Origin of the sequence: Streptomyces sp. NPDC002476 (assembly GCF_042889785.1) — a bacterium.
Lineage (GTDB): Bacteria > Actinomycetota > Actinomycetes > Streptomycetales > Streptomycetaceae > Streptomyces.
Genome location: NZ_JBIARH010000014.1, coordinates 54,239 through 71,814, shown reverse-complemented (window position 1 = coordinate 71,814; position 17,576 = coordinate 54,239). Strand labels below are relative to the sequence as shown.

16 protein-coding genes are annotated in these 17,576 nt (G+C 70.7%); 14 read left to right on the top strand and 2 right to left on the bottom strand.

All coding sequences use genetic code 11. From position 1 onward, the window contains the following. Window positions 1-88 precede the first annotated feature (88 nt). The 12 genes from ACFYXM_RS18150 to ACFYXM_RS18095 all read left to right on the top strand — a co-directional run bounded on the left by ACFYXM_RS18150 (window position 89) and on the right by ACFYXM_RS18095 (window position 12,706). The gene (locus tag ACFYXM_RS18150; protein ID WP_389290386.1) at window positions 89-634 is read left to right on the top strand and encodes a hypothetical protein; all 546 of its coding nucleotides are present in this window, start codon (window positions 89-91) and stop codon (window positions 632-634) included. 181 nt (window positions 635-815) lie between these two features. Further along, entirely contained in the window at window positions 816-1,736 is a 921-nt protein-coding gene (gene pdxS / locus ACFYXM_RS18145) for a pyridoxal 5'-phosphate synthase lyase subunit PdxS (RefSeq protein ID WP_389290384.1), read from the top strand. 6 nt (window positions 1,737-1,742) lie between these two features. Further along, the gene (gene pdxT / locus ACFYXM_RS18140) at window positions 1,743-2,336 is read left to right on the top strand and encodes a pyridoxal 5'-phosphate synthase glutaminase subunit PdxT (protein ID WP_389290382.1); all 594 of its coding nucleotides are present in this window, start codon (window positions 1,743-1,745) and stop codon (window positions 2,334-2,336) included. A 62-nt stretch (window positions 2,337-2,398) separates the two neighbouring features. Next, window positions 2,399-3,151 carry a YebC/PmpR family DNA-binding transcriptional regulator gene (locus ACFYXM_RS18135; RefSeq protein WP_389290380.1) on the top strand — a complete coding sequence of 251 codons (753 nt, stop codon included), beginning with the start codon at window positions 2,399-2,401 and terminating at the stop codon, window positions 3,149-3,151. Window positions 3,152-3,299: 148 nt separating this feature from the next. Further along, window positions 3,300-3,887, top strand: coding sequence for a crossover junction endodeoxyribonuclease RuvC (gene ruvC, locus ACFYXM_RS18130; RefSeq protein WP_389290378.1), 588 nt, complete (start codon window positions 3,300-3,302; stop codon window positions 3,885-3,887). Then, the gene (gene ruvA / locus ACFYXM_RS18125) at window positions 3,884-4,510 is read left to right on the top strand and encodes a Holliday junction branch migration protein RuvA (RefSeq protein WP_362028108.1); all 627 of its coding nucleotides are present in this window, start codon (window positions 3,884-3,886) and stop codon (window positions 4,508-4,510) included. Before ruvC ends, ruvA begins: the two co-directional genes overlap by 4 nt. Before the next feature lie 79 nt (window positions 4,511-4,589). After that, window positions 4,590-5,675 carry a Holliday junction branch migration DNA helicase RuvB gene (gene ruvB, locus ACFYXM_RS18120; protein WP_389290376.1) on the top strand — a complete coding sequence of 362 codons (1,086 nt, stop codon included), beginning with the start codon at window positions 4,590-4,592 and terminating at the stop codon, window positions 5,673-5,675. 164 nt (window positions 5,676-5,839) lie between these two features. Further along, entirely contained in the window at window positions 5,840-6,316 is a 477-nt protein-coding gene (gene yajC, locus ACFYXM_RS18115) for a preprotein translocase subunit YajC (RefSeq protein ID WP_389290374.1), read from the top strand. Window positions 6,317-6,462: 146 nt separating this feature from the next. Beyond that, window positions 6,463-8,196 carry a protein translocase subunit SecD gene (gene secD / locus ACFYXM_RS18110; protein ID WP_389290372.1) on the top strand — a complete coding sequence of 578 codons (1,734 nt, stop codon included), beginning with the start codon at window positions 6,463-6,465 and terminating at the stop codon, window positions 8,194-8,196. Window position 8,197: 1 nt separating this feature from the next. After that, on the top strand, window positions 8,198-9,298 hold the full coding sequence (gene secF, locus ACFYXM_RS18105) for a protein translocase subunit SecF (RefSeq protein ID WP_389290370.1): 1,101 nt from the start codon (window positions 8,198-8,200) through the stop codon (window positions 9,296-9,298). Then, entirely contained in the window at window positions 9,298-9,852 is a 555-nt protein-coding gene (locus tag ACFYXM_RS18100) for an adenine phosphoribosyltransferase (RefSeq protein WP_389290369.1), read from the top strand. Before secF ends, ACFYXM_RS18100 begins: the two co-directional genes overlap by 1 nt. A 280-nt stretch (window positions 9,853-10,132) precedes the next feature. Beyond that, complete coding sequence (locus tag ACFYXM_RS18095) at window positions 10,133-12,706, top strand: RelA/SpoT family protein (RefSeq protein ID WP_389290367.1); 2,574 nt, start codon at window positions 10,133-10,135, stop codon at window positions 12,704-12,706. 105 nt (window positions 12,707-12,811) lie between these two features. Here the strand turns inward: ACFYXM_RS18095 and ACFYXM_RS18090 are convergent, their stop codons facing one another. Both ACFYXM_RS18090 and ACFYXM_RS18085 read right to left on the bottom strand, forming a co-directional pair. Continuing rightward, window positions 12,812-14,041, bottom strand: a complete 1,230-nt coding sequence (locus ACFYXM_RS18090) for a DUF349 domain-containing protein (protein WP_389290366.1) — start codon at window positions 14,039-14,041, stop codon at window positions 12,812-12,814. A 202-nt stretch (window positions 14,042-14,243) separates the two neighbouring features. After that, window positions 14,244-15,029, bottom strand: coding sequence for a peptidylprolyl isomerase (locus ACFYXM_RS18085; protein ID WP_389290364.1), 786 nt, complete (start codon window positions 15,027-15,029; stop codon window positions 14,244-14,246). Window positions 15,030-15,176: 147 nt separating this feature from the next. Between ACFYXM_RS18085 and ACFYXM_RS18080 the strand changes: the two genes are divergently transcribed. Then, a complete protein-coding gene (locus ACFYXM_RS18080; RefSeq protein ID WP_389290362.1) occupies window positions 15,177-15,863 on the top strand; it encodes an MBL fold metallo-hydrolase in 687 nt (228 codons plus the stop codon). A 14-nt stretch (window positions 15,864-15,877) separates the two neighbouring features. Further along, a complete protein-coding gene (hisS, locus tag ACFYXM_RS18075; protein ID WP_389290360.1) occupies window positions 15,878-17,140 on the top strand; it encodes a histidine--tRNA ligase in 1,263 nt (420 codons plus the stop codon). Window positions 17,141-17,576: the final 436 nt, after the last annotated feature.

Here is a 17,576-nt window from a genome sequence, read left to right as displayed (position 1 = left end):
AGGCGGGACCGGGAAGGGCACCGGCCTCGGGGCCGTGCCCGGCCCCGTGCTCCGGGCCGGGCACGCGCCGACGGTAGCCTTGCCGCCCGTGATCGAAACCCTCATCTGGATCGCCGTCGCGCTCGTCGCGATCGGCATGTACCTCAGCTGGACCGCGGGGCGGCTGGACCGGCTGCACACCCGCATCGACGCCGCCCGCGCCGCCCTCGACGCGCAGCTGTTGCGCCGTGCCTCGGTGACCCAGGAAGTGGCGACGTCGGGTGTGCTCGATCCGGCCGCGTCCATCGTGCTGTACGAGGCCGCGCACGCCGCCCGTCAGGCGGAGGAGGAACAGCGCGAGGTCGCGGAGAGCGAGCTGAGCGCCGCGCTGCGGGCGGTGTTCGGCGAGACGGCGCAGGTGGAGGCCGTGAAGGAGATCCCCGGCGGCCAGGAGGCGGCGCTCGAACTCGCAGCGGCCGTGCGCCGGGTGCCGATGGCCCGGCGCTTCCACAACGACGCGGTGCGCGCGGCACGCGCCCTGCGCCGCCACCGCACCGTGCGGTGGTTCCGGCTGGCCGGGCACGCCCCGTTCCCGCTCGCCTTCGAGATGGACGACGAACCGCCCATGGCCCTGGCGGACCGTCCAGCAGGCTGAGAGCCGCTCTGATCCCGGCGGCCGTTCGCGCGCGTGACCGGGGTCACAAGCCGCCCCGTACGCGTCCAAAACGATCCACAGGCCTTGTATTGGCCCTTGAAGTGGACCGCTCCCGGAGAGTTTGCTCAGCGGTGCACCAATCAGCGCTTTTCAGCACACTTTCTCCGAGTGAGGTCGATCCGTGTCCACCCTCCCCACCATCCCGCAGTCCGCCGACTCCCCGGCCACCGGCACCGCCCGCGTCAAGCGCGGCATGGCCGAGCAGCTCAAGGGCGGCGTGATCATGGACGTCGTCGACGCGGAGCAGGCGAAGATCGCCGAGGACGCGGGCGCCGTGGCCGTCATGGCCCTGGAGCGGGTGCCGGCCGACATCCGCAAGGACGGCGGAGTGGCCCGCATGTCCGACCCGAACATGATCGAGGAGATCATGGAGGCCGTCTCCATCCCGGTGATGGCCAAGTCCCGCATCGGCCACTTCGTCGAGGCCCAGGTCCTCCAGTCCCTCGGCGTCGACTACATCGACGAGTCCGAGGTCCTCACCCCGGCCGACGAGGTCAACCACAGCGACAAGTTCGCGTTCACCACCCCCTTCGTGTGCGGCGCCACCAATCTCGGCGAGGCCCTGCGCCGCATCGCCGAGGGCGCGGCCATGATCCGCTCGAAGGGCGAGGCCGGCACCGGGAACGTCGTCGAGGCCGTCCGCCACCTGCGCCAGATCAAGAACGAGATCGCCCGCCTGCGTGGCTACGACAACAACGAGCTGTACGCCGCCGCCAAGGAGCTGCGCGCCCCGTACGAGCTGGTCAAGGAGGTCGCGGAGCTCGGCAAGCTGCCTGTCGTGCTCTTCTCCGCGGGCGGCGTCGCCACCCCCGCCGACGCGGCCCTGATGCGCCAGCTCGGCGCCGAGGGCGTCTTCGTGGGCTCCGGCATCTTCAAGTCCGGCGACCCGGCCAGGCGCGCCGCCGCCATCGTGAAGGCCACCACCTTCTACGACGACCCGAAGGTCATCGCGGACGCCTCCCGGAACCTGGGCGAGGCCATGGTGGGCATCAACTGCGACACCCTGCCCGAGGCCGAGCGCTACGCCAACCGCGGCTGGTAAGCACCGATGAGCGACACCCCTGTGATCGGAGTCCTGGCCCTCCAGGGCGACGTACGGGAGCACCTGATCGCCCTGGCCTCGGCGGACGCCCAGGCCAGGCCGGTCAGGCGCCCCGAGGAACTCGCCGAGGTCGACGGCCTGGTCGTGCCCGGTGGCGAGTCCACCACGATGTCCAAGCTGGCGTCCCTGTTCGGCATGCTGGAACCGCTGCGCGAGCGGATACGGGACGGGATGCCGGTCTACGGCACCTGCGCCGGGATGATCCTCCTCGCCGACAAGATCCTCGACCCGCGCTCCGGACAGGAGACGCTCGGCGGCATCGACATGATCGTGCGCCGCAACGCCTTCGGGCGCCAGAACGAGTCGTTCGAGGCCGCCGTGGAGGTCGCCGGGATCGAGGGCGGCCCCGTCGAGGGCGTCTTCATCCGCGCCCCCTGGGTGGAGTCGGTCGGTGCGCGGGCCGAGGTGGTGGCCGAGCACGGCGGCCACATCGTCGGCGTGCGCCAGGGAAACGCGCTGGCGACGTCCTTCCACCCGGAACTGACCGGGGACCACCGTGTTCACGCCCTGTTCGTCGATATGGTGCGCGCAGTCGGCTGATCCGATCCCGGTAGGATCTCCCGGGTTCGGATCGATTTTTGGTGACGCGAAGGAGAAGGCAGATGTCCGGCCACTCTAAATGGGCTACGACGAAGCACAAGAAGGCCGTGATCGATGCCAAGCGCGGCAAGCTCTTCGCGAAGCTGATCAAGAACATCGAGGTCGCGGCCCGCACCGGCGGTGTGGACCCCGATGGAAACCCGACCCTTGTGGACGCGATCCAGAAGGCGAAGAAGAGCTCCGTACCGAACAAGAACATCGATTCCGCGGTCAAGCGCGGCGGTGGTCTCGAAGCGGGCGGGGTCGATTACCAGACGATCATGTACGAGGGTTACGGCCCGAACGGTGTCGCGGTGCTCATCGAGTGCCTCACCGACAACCGGAACCGTGCCGCCTCCGACGTGCGCGTCGCGATGACCCGCAACGGCGGTTCGATGGCCGACCCCGGTTCGGTCTCGTACCTCTTCAACCGCAAGGGCGTCGTCATCGTCCCCAAGGGCGGGCTGACCGAGGACGACGTCCTCGGTGCCGTGCTCGACGCGGGCGCAGAGGAGGTCAACGACCTCGGCGAGACCTACGAGGTCGTCAGCGAGGCCACCGACCTGGTCGCGGTCCGTACCGCGCTCCAGGAGGCCGGTATCGACTACGACTCCGCCGAGGCCGGCTTCCTGCCCACCATGCAGGTCGAGCTGGACGAGGAGGGCGCGCGCAAGATCTTCAAGCTGATCGACGCCCTGGAGGACAGCGACGACGTCCAGAACGTCTTCGCCAACTTCGACGTCTCGGACGAGGTCATGGAAAAGGTCGACGCCTGAGCCGGACTCGGCACGGTACGGCACAGTCTTCACGCACGGGCCGACGGGGGACACGCCCCGTCGGCCCGTCGCATTGCCCGACGCATTGTCAGTGCGAGCCGATAGCCTGCGGGAACAGTTGACCGATCGGTACGGAGGGGGATGACCCATGCGGGTACTCGGCGTCGACCCGGGGCTGACCCGGTGCGGTGTCGGCGTCGTCGAGGGCGTGGCCGGCCGGACCCTGACGATGCTGGGCGTCGGCGTCGTCCGCACCCCGGCCGACGTGGAACTCGGCCACCGCCTGGTCGCCATCGAACGCGGCATCGAGGAGTGGCTCGACGCGCACCGCCCCGAATGCGTCGCCGTGGAGCGGGTCTTCAGCCAGCACAACGTCCGCACGGTGATGGGCACCGCCCAGGCCAGCGCCGTCGCCATGCTCTGCGCGTCCCGCCGCGGCATACCCGTCGCGCTGCACACCCCGAGCGAGGTCAAGGCGGCCGTCACCGGCAGCGGCCGGGCCGACAAGGCGCAGGTCGGTGCCATGGTCACCCGGCTCCTGAGACTCGACGCCCCGCCGAAACCGGCCGACGCCGCCGATGCCCTCGCCCTCGCCATCTGCCACATCTGGCGCGCCCCCGCCGTCAACCGCCTCCAGCAGGCGCACGCGGCGGCCGCCGCGTCCCGAACCTCGCGCGCGCCCCGTACCCCCGCGGTCCTCGCACCCGCGCCCCCCGTCCGGAAGGTCCCCCGATGATCGCCTTCGTCAGCGGCCCTGTCGCCGCGCTCGCCCCGACCACGGCCGTGATCGAGGTCGGCGGCGTCGGCATGGCCGTCCAGTGCACCCCGAACACCCTCGCCGGCCTCCGGATCGGCGAGGAGGCCAGGCTCGCCACCTCCCTGGTCGTACGGGAGGACTCGCTCACCCTCTACGGCTTCGCCGACGACGACGAGCGGCAGGTCTTCGAGCTGCTCCAGACCGCCAGCGGAGTCGGCCCGCGGCTGGCCCAGGCCATGCTCGCCACGCACAGCCCCGACGCCCTGCGGACCGCAGTCGCGACCGGCGACGAGAAGGCGCTCACGGCTGTCTCCGGCATCGGCAAGAAGGGCGCGCAGAAACTCCTCCTCGAACTGAAGGACAGACTCGGCGAGCCCGTCGGCGCCCGGATCGGACGGCAGGGCGTCGGCACCGCCGTCACCCCGTCCTGGCGCGACCAGCTGCACGCCGCGCTGATCGGCCTCGGCTACGCCACCCGGGAGGCCGACGACGCGGTTGCCGCCGTGACCCCGCAGGCCGAGGCGGCACTCGCCGAGAACGGGCAGGCCCCCGTGCCGCAGCTGCTGCGGGCAGCGCTCCAGACCCTCAACCGCGCGCGCTGACCGGAGCGCGCACCCGGGCACACCCCGACGCCGCGCCGGGCACCGCACGGCACCGAAACATCCGAGGCGGGACAGACGAATGAACTGGGACGAGACCGGACCCGACACCGGTGAACGACTCGACGGGCGATTCGACGAGCGCCTCGTCGACGCCTGCGCGGACGGCGAGGACAACGCGGTCGAAGCCGCGCTGCGACCGAAGGACCTCGACGAATTCGTCGGCCAGGAGAAGGTGCGCGAACAGCTGGACCTGGTCCTCAAGGCGGCCAGGGCCCGCGGCGCCACCGCCGACCACGTCCTGCTCTCCGGCGCCCCCGGCCTCGGCAAGACCACCCTCTCCATGATCATCGCGGCCGAGATGGGCGCCCCCATCCGGATCACCTCGGGCCCCGCCATCCAGCACGCGGGCGACCTCGCCGCGATCCTCTCCTCGCTCCAGGAGGGCGAGGTCCTCTTCCTCGACGAGATCCACCGCATGTCGCGGCCCGCCGAGGAGATGCTGTACATGGCGATGGAGGACTTCCGGGTCGACGTGATCGTCGGGAAGGGCCCGGGAGCCACCGCGATCCCGTTGGAACTCCCGCCCTTCACCCTGGTCGGCGCCACCACCAGGGCAGGACTGCTCCCGCCCCCGCTGCGTGACCGCTTCGGCTTCACCGGCCACATGGAGTTCTACGCCCCCACCGAACTCGAACGCGTCATCCGGCGCTCGGCGCGCCTCCTCGACGTGGCGATAGACGAGGACGGCGCCGCCGAGATCGCCGGGCGCTCCCGCGGCACCCCGCGCATCGCCAACCGGCTGCTGCGCCGTGTCCGCGACTACGCCCAGGTCAAGGCCGACGGGCGGATCGACCGGCCGGTCGCCTCCGCCGCCCTCGGCGTGTACGAGGTCGACGCCCGCGGTCTCGACCGGCTGGACCGGGCGGTGCTGCGCGCGTTGCTCACGCTGTTCGGCGGCGGCCCCGTGGGCCTGTCGACCCTGGCGGTCGCCGTGGGCGAGGAACGCGAGACGGTCGAGGAGGTCGCCGAGCCGTTCCTCGTCCGGGAAGGGCTGCTGGCCAGGACGCCGCGCGGGCGCGTCGCGACCCCCGCGGCCTGGGCCCATCTCGGTCTCGTCCCTCCTCAGCACGGCGGAAAGGGACAACAGGGCCTGTTCGGGGCGTGACGCGTCACAGGTTCACCCGGACAGGAACCAACGAGCGGCGTCGGGCGTTGTTCCATCGATGCGGACTCGCCTAGACTCCGCCGATGCCGCCCCAATGGGTCGGTGTACCCACCCCCGAAGACCAGGCCGCCCTTCAGCGCGGTCGTGCGAAGGAATCTCGTCCCGTGAATCTCGTGTCTCTCCTCCCTTTCATCGTGCTCATCGGGGCCATGTTCCTGATGACGCGGTCCGCCAAGAAGAAGCAGGCGGCCGCCATTCAGATGCGTGACGAGATGCAGCCCGGCGCCGGTGTCCGGACGATCGGGGGCATGTACGCCACCGTCAAGGAGGTCCACGACGACACGGTTCTCCTGGAGGTCGCCCCCGGCGTCCACGCCGTCTACGCCAAGAACGCCATCGGTGCCGTTCTCGACGACGCCGAGTACAACCGCATCGTCCACGGCGACGACAGCGCCCTCGACCTCGACGGCACGGTCGTCCCGGACGACGCCTCCTCGCTGACCGAGGCGGACGCCGCGTCGGACACCTCGGACGACGCCAGGGTCGACCTGGGCAAGAAGGCCGACGACGCCGAGCCGAAGGACGCCGAGTCCGGTAAGAAGTCCGAGGGCAGGACCGACGGCGAGGCCGACGCGAAGTAGTCGCGCGAACCGGGGATGCCGTGGGCCCACGGGCGTCCGGCACTCCCCGGCCCGTGCGATCTTCTGCGGGGTGGGTTCCCACTACACTTTGTGGCCGCTCGGGCGCGTGCCCGGCTCGGGGCGGTTGGACAGGGAGAAACGAGAAGGTGGCAGCACCGAAGAAGAGCCGGGGACCGGCCGGCGGTCAAGGCAGGCCGGGGCGCTCCCTGGCTTTGATCCTGATCATCATGGTCGCCCTCACCGGAGGGATGTTCCTGGCTGATCAGCCGACGCCACGACTGGGCATCGACCTGGCGGGTGGCACGTCCATCACGCTCAAGGCGCAGAGCCAGCCCGGCAAGCCGGACGCGATCAACCAGACGAACATGGACACGGCGGTCGGCATCATCGAGCGCCGGGTCAACGGCCTGGGCGTCTCCGAGGCCGAGGTCCAGACCCAGGGCCGGGACACCATCGTCGTCAACATCCCCAAGGGGACGAACTCGCAGCAGGCCCGGGAGCAGGTCGGCACGACCGCCCAGCTCTACTTCCGGCCGGTGCTCGGCATGGCGGCCGGCGGCCCCACGCCCAAGGGCACCGCCAGCCCCTCGCCCTCCGGGTCGCCGAAGCCGAGCGCGTCCGCCGACGGCGAGAAGGTGTCCGGTTCCTCGGCCACCCCCTCGGCCACCACGACCACCCAGGGACGCGCGGTCACCGGCGCCCTGACGAAGGACACACCCAGCCCCGGGGCGTCCGACGATCCCAAGGCGTCCAAGACCCCCCCGGCCCCCGCCGACCAGGCCGGGACCGCGCTGGAGAAGAAGTTCGCCGCCCTGGACTGCTCCACGAAGACGGGCCGCGCAGCGGCCGGTGCCAACGCGAAGCCCACCGAGCCCACCGTCGCCTGCGACTCCACGGGTGAGGCCAAGTACATCCTCGGCCCGGCCGAGGTCTCCGGCACGGACGTGGACGGCGCCAAGGGCGCGATCAACCAGCAGACCGGCCAGTGGATCGTCCAGATGGAGTTCACCAAGGGCGGCGCCAAGAAGTTCCAGAAGATCACGGGCCGGCTCGCACAGCAGCAGGCCCCGCAGAACCAGTTCGCCATCGTGCTCGACGGCGAGGTCGTCTCCGCCCCCTACGTGCGCGAGGCGCTGAGCGCCAACGCCGAGATCTCCGGCAGCTTCGACCAGCAGTCCGCCGAGGACCTGGCCAACGTGCTCTCCTACGGTGCCCTGCCGCTGACCTTCAAGGAGCAGACGGTCACCACCGTCACGGCCGCCCTCGGTGGCGAGCAGCTCAAGGCGGGCCTGATCGCCGGCGCCATCGGCCTGGCACTGGTCGTCATCTACCTGGTCACCTACTACCGCGGCCTGGCGTTCATCGCGCTCCTGAGCCTCCTGGCCTCGGGCATCCTGACCTACACGCTCATGTCGCTGCTCGGCCCGGCCATCGGGTTCGCGCTGAACCTCCCCGCGGTCTGCGGGGCCATCGTGGCCATCGGTATCACCGCGGACTCCTTCATCGTGTACTTCGAGAGGATCCGCGACGAGATCCGCGAGGGCCGCACCCTGCGCCCCGCAGTCGAGCGGGCCTGGCCTCGCGCCCGGCGCACCATCCTGGTCTCCGACTTCGTGTCCTTCCTCGCCGCGGCGGTGCTCTTCGTCGTCACGGTCGGCAAGGTCCAGGGCTTCGCCTTCACGCTGGGGCTCACCACCCTCCTCGACGTGGTCGTGGTCTTCCTCTTCACCAAGCCGGTCATGACGCTGCTGGCCCGTACGAAGTTCTTCTCCAGCGGTCACCCGTGGTCCGGCCTGGACCCGAAGCGCCTCGGTGCCAAGCCGCCCCTGCGCCGCTCGCGGCGTGTCAACGCCCGTACCGACCACCCGAAGGAGGCGTGAGATGTCGCGACTCGGCACTCTCGGCGCCCGTCTCTACCGCGGCGAAGTCGGCTACGACTTCATCGGCAAGCGCAGGATCTGGTACGGCGTCTCCATCCTGATCACCATCACGGCCATCGTCGGCCTGGCGGTCAGCGGCCTCAACATGGGCATCGAGTTCAAGGGCGGTGCCGTCTTCACCACCCCGAAGACGAGCGTGACCGTCAGCGAGGCCGAGGACATCGCGACCGAGGCCTCCGGCCACCAGGCGATCGTCCAGAAGCTCGGCAACGGCGGTCTGCGCATCCAGATCACCGAGGTCGACACGGCGAAGTCCGACGAGATCAAGAACCTGCTCGCCAAGGACCTCTCCGTTCCGGAGGAGAAGATCGCCGCCGACCTGGTCGGTCCCAGCTGGGGCGAGCAGATCGCCAACAAGGCGTGGACCGGTCTCGGCGTCTTCATGGTCCTCGTGGTGATCTACCTGGCCATCGCGTTCGAGTGGCGCATGGCGATCGCGGCCCTGGTCGCGCTGATCCACGACCTCACCATCACGGTCGGCGTCTACGCGCTGGTCGGCTTCGAGGTCACCCCGGGCACCGTGATCGGTCTGCTGACCATCCTCGGGTACTCCCTGTACGACACGGTCGTCGTCTTCGACAGCCTCAAGGAGAGCACCGTCGACGTCACCAAGCAGACCCGGTGGACGTACGGCGAGATCGCCAACCGCTCGATCAACGGCACCCTGGTCCGTTCGATCAACACCACCGTCGTGGCCCTGCTCCCGGTCGCCGGCCTGCTGTTCATCGGCGGCGGCGTCCTCGGCGCCGGCATGCTGAACGACATCTCGCTGTCGCTGTTCGTCGGCCTCGCCGCCGGTGCGTACTCCTCGATCTTCATCGCCACCCCGCTCGTCGCCGACCTCAAGGGGCGCGACCCGCAGATCAAGGCGCTGAAGAGGCGGGTCCTCGCCAAGCGCGCGGCCGCCGCCGCCAAGGACGAGTCCGCCGGGGACGAGGAGCCCGGCGACGACCTCCCGCAAGACATCGCGCCCGCCGCCGCGGTCGTCGGCCAGCGCCAGCAGCCCCCCAGGGGCCGCGGCCGGACCTCCGGGAAGCACTGATGACCAGCAGCACCACCGAAAGCGTCCGGGAGCTTCTGCTCAGCCGTATCCGTGACGTCCCCGACCACCCGAAGCCGGGCGTGGTCTTCAAGGACATCACCCCCCTGCTGGCGGACCCGACGGCGTTCGCGGCCCTCACCGACACCCTCGCGGAACTGTGCCTGCGGCACGGCGCCACGAAGATCGTCGGACTCGAGGCGCGCGGCTTCATCCTGGCCGCCCCGGTCGCGGTGCGGGCCGGTCTCGGCTTCGTGCCCGTCCGCAAGGCGGGCAAGCTTCCCGGAGCCACCCTCAGCCAGGGCTACGAGCTGGAGTACGGCACCGCCGAGATCGAGATCCACGCGGAGGACCTGTCCGCCGACGACCGGATCATGGTCATCGACGACATCCTCGCGACCGGCGGCACCGCGGAGGCGTCGCTGGAACTGATCCGGCGGGCCGGTGCCGGCATCGCGGGCGTCGCGGTCCTCATGGAGCTCGGCTTCCTCGGCGGCCGGGCCCGCGTGGAGCGCGGCCTGGCGGGCGCGCCGCTGGAGGCCCTCATCCACGTGTGAGCGCCTGAGAAGACCTGAACCGGGTGACCAGACACTGTTCTGGTCACCCGGTTCTCTTCGTGTGCGCACCGCGGGGCGGACGGCCGCCCGGCCCGGGGCCCGGCACACGGCGGGAGGCGGCGGGGCTCGCACCGAGGCTGGGAACGCATGTGCGGCAAGGCCGGGAACAACCGGCTGCCGGTCCGTCGTTGTGAGGGGTCTCACCGTCCCCGGGGGAGGACCGGCCACCAGCTCGATACGATGGCCTTTCCGGGAGTCCGGACCCGCACGAGGAGCGCTCTTGCCAGACGAGGCCCAGCCAGTCGCCGCCCCGCAGCCCGACAAGCCCGCGGCGGTCTCAGCCGCGCCCGGGAAGAGGCAGCCCGTGCAGAAGCCGAAGCCCCCTGCGCCCGAGGCCGGCCCGGGCCAGGAGCGGTCCGCCGCCCCGGCACTGCGGCCTGCCTCGCCCGCGCAGCCGACCGCCCCCGCCTCCCCGGCCGTCTCCACGCCGAAGCCCCCGGCGAAGCCCGCCGCCAGGCCGGTCGCCCCGGCCGCCTCCGCATCGCGTTCCGCAGGTTCCTCCAACCGGGTACGGGCCAGGCTCGCCCGCCTCGGCGTGCAGCGCTCCAGCCCGTACAACCCGGTGCTCGAACCGCTGCTGCGCATCGTCCGCGGCAACGACCCCAAGATCGAGACCGCCACGCTCCGCCAGATCGAGCGCGCCTACCAGGTCGCCGAGCGCTGGCACAAGGGGCAGAAGCGCAAGAGCGGTGACCCGTACATCACCCATCCGCTCGCCGTCACCACGATCCTCGCCGAACTCGGCATGGATCCGGCGACGCTGATGGCCGGGCTGCTGCACGACACGGTCGAGGACACCGAGTACGGCCTGGACACGCTGCGCCAGGACTTCGGCGACCAGGTCGCCCTGCTCGTCGACGGCGTCACCAAGCTGGACAAGGTCAAGTTCGGCGAGGCCGCGCAGGCCGAGACCGTGCGCAAGATGGTCGTCGCCATGGCCAAGGACCCCCGGGTCCTCGTCATCAAGCTCGCCGACCGGCTCCACAACATGCGCACCATGCGCTATCTCAAGCGGGAGAAGCAGGAGAAGAAGGCCCGCGAGACGCTGGAGATCTACGCCCCCCTGGCCCACCGCCTGGGCATGAACACCATCAAGTGGGAGCTGGAGGACCTCGCCTTCGCGATCCTCTATCCCAAGATGTACGACGAGATCGTCCGCCTCGTCGCCGAGCGGGCCCCCAAACGCGACGAATATCTGGCCGTCGTGACCGACGAGGTCCAGGCCGACCTGCGTGCCGCCCGGATCAAGGCCACGGTCACCGGACGGCCGAAGCACTACTACAGCGTCTACCAGAAGATGATCGTGCGGGGCCGGGACTTCGCCGAGATCTACGACCTGGTGGGCATCCGGGTCCTCGTCGACACCGTCCGCGACTGCTACGCGGCACTCGGCACCGTCCACGCGCGATGGAATCCGGTCCCCGGCCGGTTCAAGGACTACATCGCGATGCCCAAGTTCAACATGTACCAGTCGCTGCACACCACGGTGATCGGTCCCAGCGGCAAGCCCGTCGAACTCCAGATCCGCACGTTCGACATGCACCGGCGCGCCGAGTACGGCATCGCGGCGCACTGGAAGTACAAGCAGGAGGCCGTCGCGGGCGCCTCCAAGGTGCGCACCGACGTCCCCAGGAGCACCGGCAAGGGCGCGCGGCAGGACACCGTCAATGACATGGCATGGCTGCGGCAGCTCCTCGACTGGCAGAAGGAGACCGAGGACCCCGGCGAGTTCCTGGAGTCCCTGCGCTTCGATCTCTCCCGCAACGAGGTCTTCGTCTTCACACCCAAGGGCGACGTCATAGCGCTCCCCGCGGGCGCGACCCCCGTCGACTTCGCGTACGCGGTGCACACGGAGGTCGGCCACCGGACCATAGGAGCGCGGGTCAACGGGCGGCTGGTACCGCTCGAATCGACCCTCGACAACGGCGACCTGGTGGAGGTCTTCACCTCCAAGGCGGCCGGCGCCGGACCCTCCCGGGACTGGCTGGGCTTCGTCAAGTCGCCCCGCGCCCGCAACAAGATCCGCGCCTGGTTCTCCAAGGAGCGCCGCGACGAGGCGATCGAGCAGGGCAAGGACGCCATCGCGCGCGCGATGCGCAAACAGAACCTGCCGATCCAGCGCATCCTGACCGGCGACTCGTTGGTCACCCTCGCGCACGAGATGCGCTACCCCGACATCTCGTCCCTGTACGCCGCGATCGGCGAGGGCCATGTGGCCGCGGCCGGGGTCGTGCAGAAGCTGGTCCAGGCACTCGGCGGCGAGGACGCGGCCAACGAGGACATCGCCGAGAGCTCGCCGCCCTCGCGCGGCCGCGGCAAGCGCCGCTCCAACGCCGACCCCGGAGTCGTCGTCAAGGGTGTCGAGGACGTCTGGGTCAAACTGGCCCGCTGCTGCACACCCGTCCCCGGCGACCCGATCATCGGGTTCGTCACCCGCGGCAGCGGCGTCTCCGTGCACCGTGCCGACTGCGTCAACGTCGACTCGTTGTCGCAGCAGCCGGAACGCATCCTCGATGTCGAATGGGCGCCCACCCAGTCCTCGGTGTTCCTGGTCGCCATCCAGGTCGAGGCCCTGGACCGCTCCCGGCTGCTGTCGGACGTCACCCGCGTCCTGTCCGACCAGCACGTCAACATCCTGTCGGCGGCCGTGCAGACCTCCCGGGACCGGGTGGCCACCTCGCGCTTCACCTTCGAGATGGGCGACCCCAAGCACCTCGGGCACGTGCTCAAGGCGGTGCGCGGAGTGGAGGGCGTCTACGACGTCTACCGGGTGACCTCGGCCCGCAGGCCCTGACCCGGCCGCCGGGTCCCGCGCACCGGCCCGGCCCGTACGCGCGACGGACGAGGCCCCCGTACGCGTCCTTCGGGACGCGGACGAGGGCCTCGACGGCGGCGGGGATCAGCCGCCGAACTCCTCCAGCCCCTTCAGCGCCTGGTCCAGCAGCGCCTGACGGCCTTCGAGCTCCTTGGCCAGCTTGTCGGCGCGGGCGTTGTTCCCCGACGCGCGGGCGGCGTCGATCTGGGCGCGCAGCTTGTCGACGGCGGCCTGCAGCTGACCGGTCAGACCCTCGGCACGCGCACGTGCCTCCGGATTCGTCCGGCGCCACTCCGCCTCCTCGGCCTCCTGGAGCGCCCGCTCCACCGCGTGCATCCGCCCCTCGACCTTCGGGCGGGCGTCACGCGGCACATGGCCGATGGCCTCCCAGCGCTCGTTGATGCCCCGGAACGCGGCGCGGGCCGCCTTCAGGTCCTTCACCGGCACCAGCTTCTCGGCCTCGACCGCGAGCTCCTCCTTGAGCTTGAGGTTCTCGCCCTGCTCCGCGTCCCGCTCGGCGAAGACCTCGCCGCGGGCCGCGAAGAAGATGTCCTGGGCGCCGCGGAAGCGGTTCCACAGGTCGTCCTCGGCCTCGCGCTGGGCGCGGCCCGCCGCCTTCCACTCCGTCATCAGCTCGCGGTAACGGGCGGCCGTGGCCCCCCAGTCCGTGGAGCCGGAGAGCGACTCGGCCTCTGCGACCAGCTTCTCCTTCGCCTTGCGGGCCTCCTCGCGCTGGGCGTCCAGCGAGGCGAAGTGGGCCTTGCGGCGCTTGGAGAACGCCGAGCGGGCGTGCGAAAAGCGGTGCCACAGCTCGTCGTCGGACTTGCGGTCGAGCCGCGGCAGGCCCTTCCACGTGTCGACGAGCGCGCGCAGCCGCTCGCCCGCGGAGCGCCACTGCTCGCTCCGCGCCAGCTCCTCCGCCTCGGCGACCAGAGCCTCCTTGGCCTGCCTCGCCTCGTCGGACTGACGCGCCTTCTGGACCTTGCGCTCCTCGCGCCGCGCCTCGACCGTCGCCACCAGGGCGTCGAGCCGCACGCGCAGGGCGTCGAGGTCGCCGACGGCGTGATGCTCGTCCACCTGCAGACGCAGATGCTCGATGGCGGTCGTCGCGTCCTTCGCCGACAGGTCGGTGGTCCTCACCCGACGTTCGAGGAGGCCGATCTCGACCACCATGCCCTCGTACTTGCGCTCGAAGTAGGCCAGAGCCTCCTCGGGGGAACCCGCCTGCCACGATCCGACGACCTTCTCGCCGTCGGCCGTACGCACGTACACGGTGCCCGTCTCATCGACGCGGCCCCACGGGTCGCTGCTCACAGCGCCTCCTCCACCTGATGCCCGCGAGAGGGTTCGCCCCCCTGGCATCGTCCACAGTTTCCTCGGGCGGGCAGCGCCCGCCCTGCACAACGCCAATCTAGGCGACCGGCCGCCCGGCTGTCCGCACTCGGCGGGGCCGAAAATAATCCGCTCCCACCGCGGTCGTCGCCACCGGACGGCCCGGGCCGGTCGCCCGGTCGCCTCACGACTTGTCGACGGCGGCCTTCGAGATGTCCACGGCCGTCTTCGGCGCACCGTCGCCGCCCGCACCACCGGCCACTCCCGCCGCGCCGACCTTCTCGACGGTCTTCAGCGAGGCGGCGTCCATGGTGCCGAACGGGGTGTAGCTCGGCGGCAGCTTGCTGTCCTTGTACACCAGGAAGAACTGGCTGCCCCCGGTGTGCGGCTGCCCGGTGTTCGCCATCGCCACCGTGCCCGCCGGGTAGGTCACCGTGCCGTCCGCGCCCGCCTTGCCCAGCGCCGTCAGGTTCTCGTCCGGGATCGTGTAGCCGGGGCCGCCCATGCCGGTGCCCTCGGGGTCCCCGCACTGCAGCACGAAGATGCCCTGCGTGGTCAGCCGGTGGCACTTCGTACCGTCGAAGAAGCCCTTGTCGGCGAGCGCCTTGAACGAGTTCGTGGTGTGCGGGGTCTTCGCCGCATCCATGGTGAACGCGATGTCGCCCGCGCCGGTCTTGAGCGACATCGTGTACTTCGCCTTCTTGTCGATCGCCATCGCGGGCTCGGGCTCGGCACTCTCGCTCGTCGACGGCGAGGGGGAGGCGCTCGCCGCCGCGTCGTTCTTGCCCTTCTTGTCGTCGCCGTCGAGGGCGAGGTACGTGCCTACCCCTCCGACCGCCACCACGGCCACCGCCGCCGAGACAGCGATCGTCAGCCGCTTCGACCTGCGGCGGGCCTCCTCCCGGCGCCGCTGCTGCCGCTCGAACTTCTCCCTGGCGAGCTGCCGCCGCCGCTGATCGTTGCTGACCACCGGGTGATCTCCTTGTAGGTCGTTTGTGGGGCCTGGGTTGCCCGTACCGTATATGGGTTACCTGTGTGATGAGGAGCGCCGGTAGGCTCTGAACTGCCGCGACCTTCTCAGTCGCAATCCGCCGTCGGACGACCAGTAAGGACGATCGTGCTCATTGCCGGGTTCCCCGCAGGGGCCTGGGGGACCAACTGTTACCTGGTCGCCCCGGCCGCAGGCGAGGAGTGCGTGATCATCGATCCGGGCCATCGGGCCGCGGCCGGGGTCGAGGAGGCGCTGAAGAAGCATCGGCTGAAGCCCGTCGCCGTCGTCCTGACCCACGGACACATCGATCACGTCGCCTCGGTCGTCCCGGTGTGCGGCGCGCACGACATCCCCGCCTGGATCCACCCCGAGGACCGGTACATGATGAGCGACCCGGAGAAGGCCCTCGGCCGCTCCATCGGCATGCCGCTCATGGGTGAGCTGACGGTGGGGGAGCCGGACGACGTCAAGGAGCTGAGCGACGGTGTGCCGCTGAAGCTGGCCGGTCTGGAGTTCCACGTCGCGCACGCGCCCGGCCATACCAAGGGGTCGGTGACGTATCGGATGCCCGAGGCCGCGGACGTTCCGCAGATCCTCTTCTCGGGCGACCTGATCTTCGCCGGCTCCGTCGGACGCACCGACCTGCCCGGTGGCGACCACGCCGAGCTGCTCGAGTCGCTGGCCCGTGTGTGCCTGCCGCTCGACGACTCGACCGTGGTGCTGTCGGGCCACGGCCCCCAGACGACCATCGGCCGCGAGCGCGCCACGAACCCGTATCTGCACGGGACGGACGCGCCCCGACGAGGAATGTGACGAGAGTAAAGACCGTGAGCACCTTCAAGGCCCCCAAGGGCACGTACGACCTGACCCCGCCCGATTCCGCGAAGTACCTCGCCGTGCGCGAGGCGATCGCCGCACCCCTGAAGAACTCCGGCTACGGATACATCGAGACGCCCGGCTTCGAGGACGCCGCCCTCTTCTCGCGCGGAGTCGGTGAGTCCACCGACATCGTGACCAAGGAGATGTACACCCTCACCACCAAGGGCGGCTCCCAGCTGGCGCTGCGTCCCGAGGGCACCGCCTCCGTGCTGCGCGCCGCGCTGGAGGCCAACCTCCACAAGCTGGGCAATCTGCCTGTGAAGCTGTGGTATTCCGGCTCGTACTACCGCTACGAGCGCCCGCAGAAGGGCCGCTACAGGCACTTCTCCCAGGTGGGCGCCGAGGCGATCGGCGCGGAGGACCCGGCGCTGGACGCCGAGCTGATCATCCTGGCCGACCAGGCGTACCGCACGCTGGGCCTGCGGAACTTCCGCATCCTGCTCAACTCGCTGGGCGACCGGGAGTGCCGCCCCGTCTACCGGGACGCGCTCCAGGGCTTCCTGCGCGGGCTCGACCTGGACGAGGACACCCGCCGTCGCATCGAGATCAACCCGCTCCGGGTCCTCGACGACAAGCGGCCCGAGGTCCAGAAACAGCTGGCGGGCGTGCCGGTGCTGCGCGACTACCTGTGCGACGCCTGCAAGGCGTACCACGAGGAGGTCCGCGACCTGCTCTCCGCGGCGGGGGTGGCGTTCGAGGACGACGAGAAGCTCGTCCGCGGGCTCGACTACTACACCCGCACCACGTTCGAGTTCGTCCACGACGGACTCGGTTCGCAGTCCGCGGTGGGCGGCGGCGGCCGCTACGACGGCCTGTCCGAGATGATCGGCGGCCCGGCGCTCCCGTCGGTCGGCTGGGCGCTCGGCGTTGACCGCACGGTGCTCGCCCTGGAGGCCGAGGGCATCGAGCTCGAACTCCCGGCGACCACCAGCGTCTTCGCGGTGCCGCTGGGCGAGGAGGCCCGGCGGGTGCTCTTCGGGATCGTCACGCAGCTGCGCCGCGAGGGCGTCGCAACGGACTTCGCCTACGGCAACCGCGGCCTCAAGGGCGCCATGAAGAGCGCGAACCGGTCGGGGGCGCGGCTCGCGATCGTCGCCGGCGAACGCGATCTGGCCGAGGGCGTCGTCCAGCTCAAGGACATGGAGTCCGGCGAGCAGACGGCGGTCGCGCCGGCGGACGTGGCTGTGGCCGTGCGCGAGCGCCTGGCCTGACCGCGGTCGGTCCCCGGCGCCTCTCCCGGCAGTGTTCGCCGCCCCGCGGACACTGCCGGTCACCAAACCGGCGTCCTGCCCGGCCCCGGCCGGATATGCCGTCGATTCCCGGATATGCCGTCAACTCAATGAGTGGGAAATTCACCCTGTAGGGGGATTACTGGCGGATGGGGTACGGGGGCGCATCCGTCCCGGCCATAGTCGGCGCGAGACACCCGCCGCGGCGGCGCACCCGCGGGGGTGCGTCCCCGGCCCGCTCCGGGAACCGTCCGGCTCGCTCCGTCCGGGTGGTTCCGTCCCGCCGGATCCGCAGGTCGGGACGGTCGCACCAGGGCGGCGCCCCAGCGGCTGGTCCGTCTTCTCCTCGCCCCCGCGCCGGTCCCGGACGGCCCGCGACCCCGATGTCACGTACTCGCTCCGCGTGGAATCCGCCAGA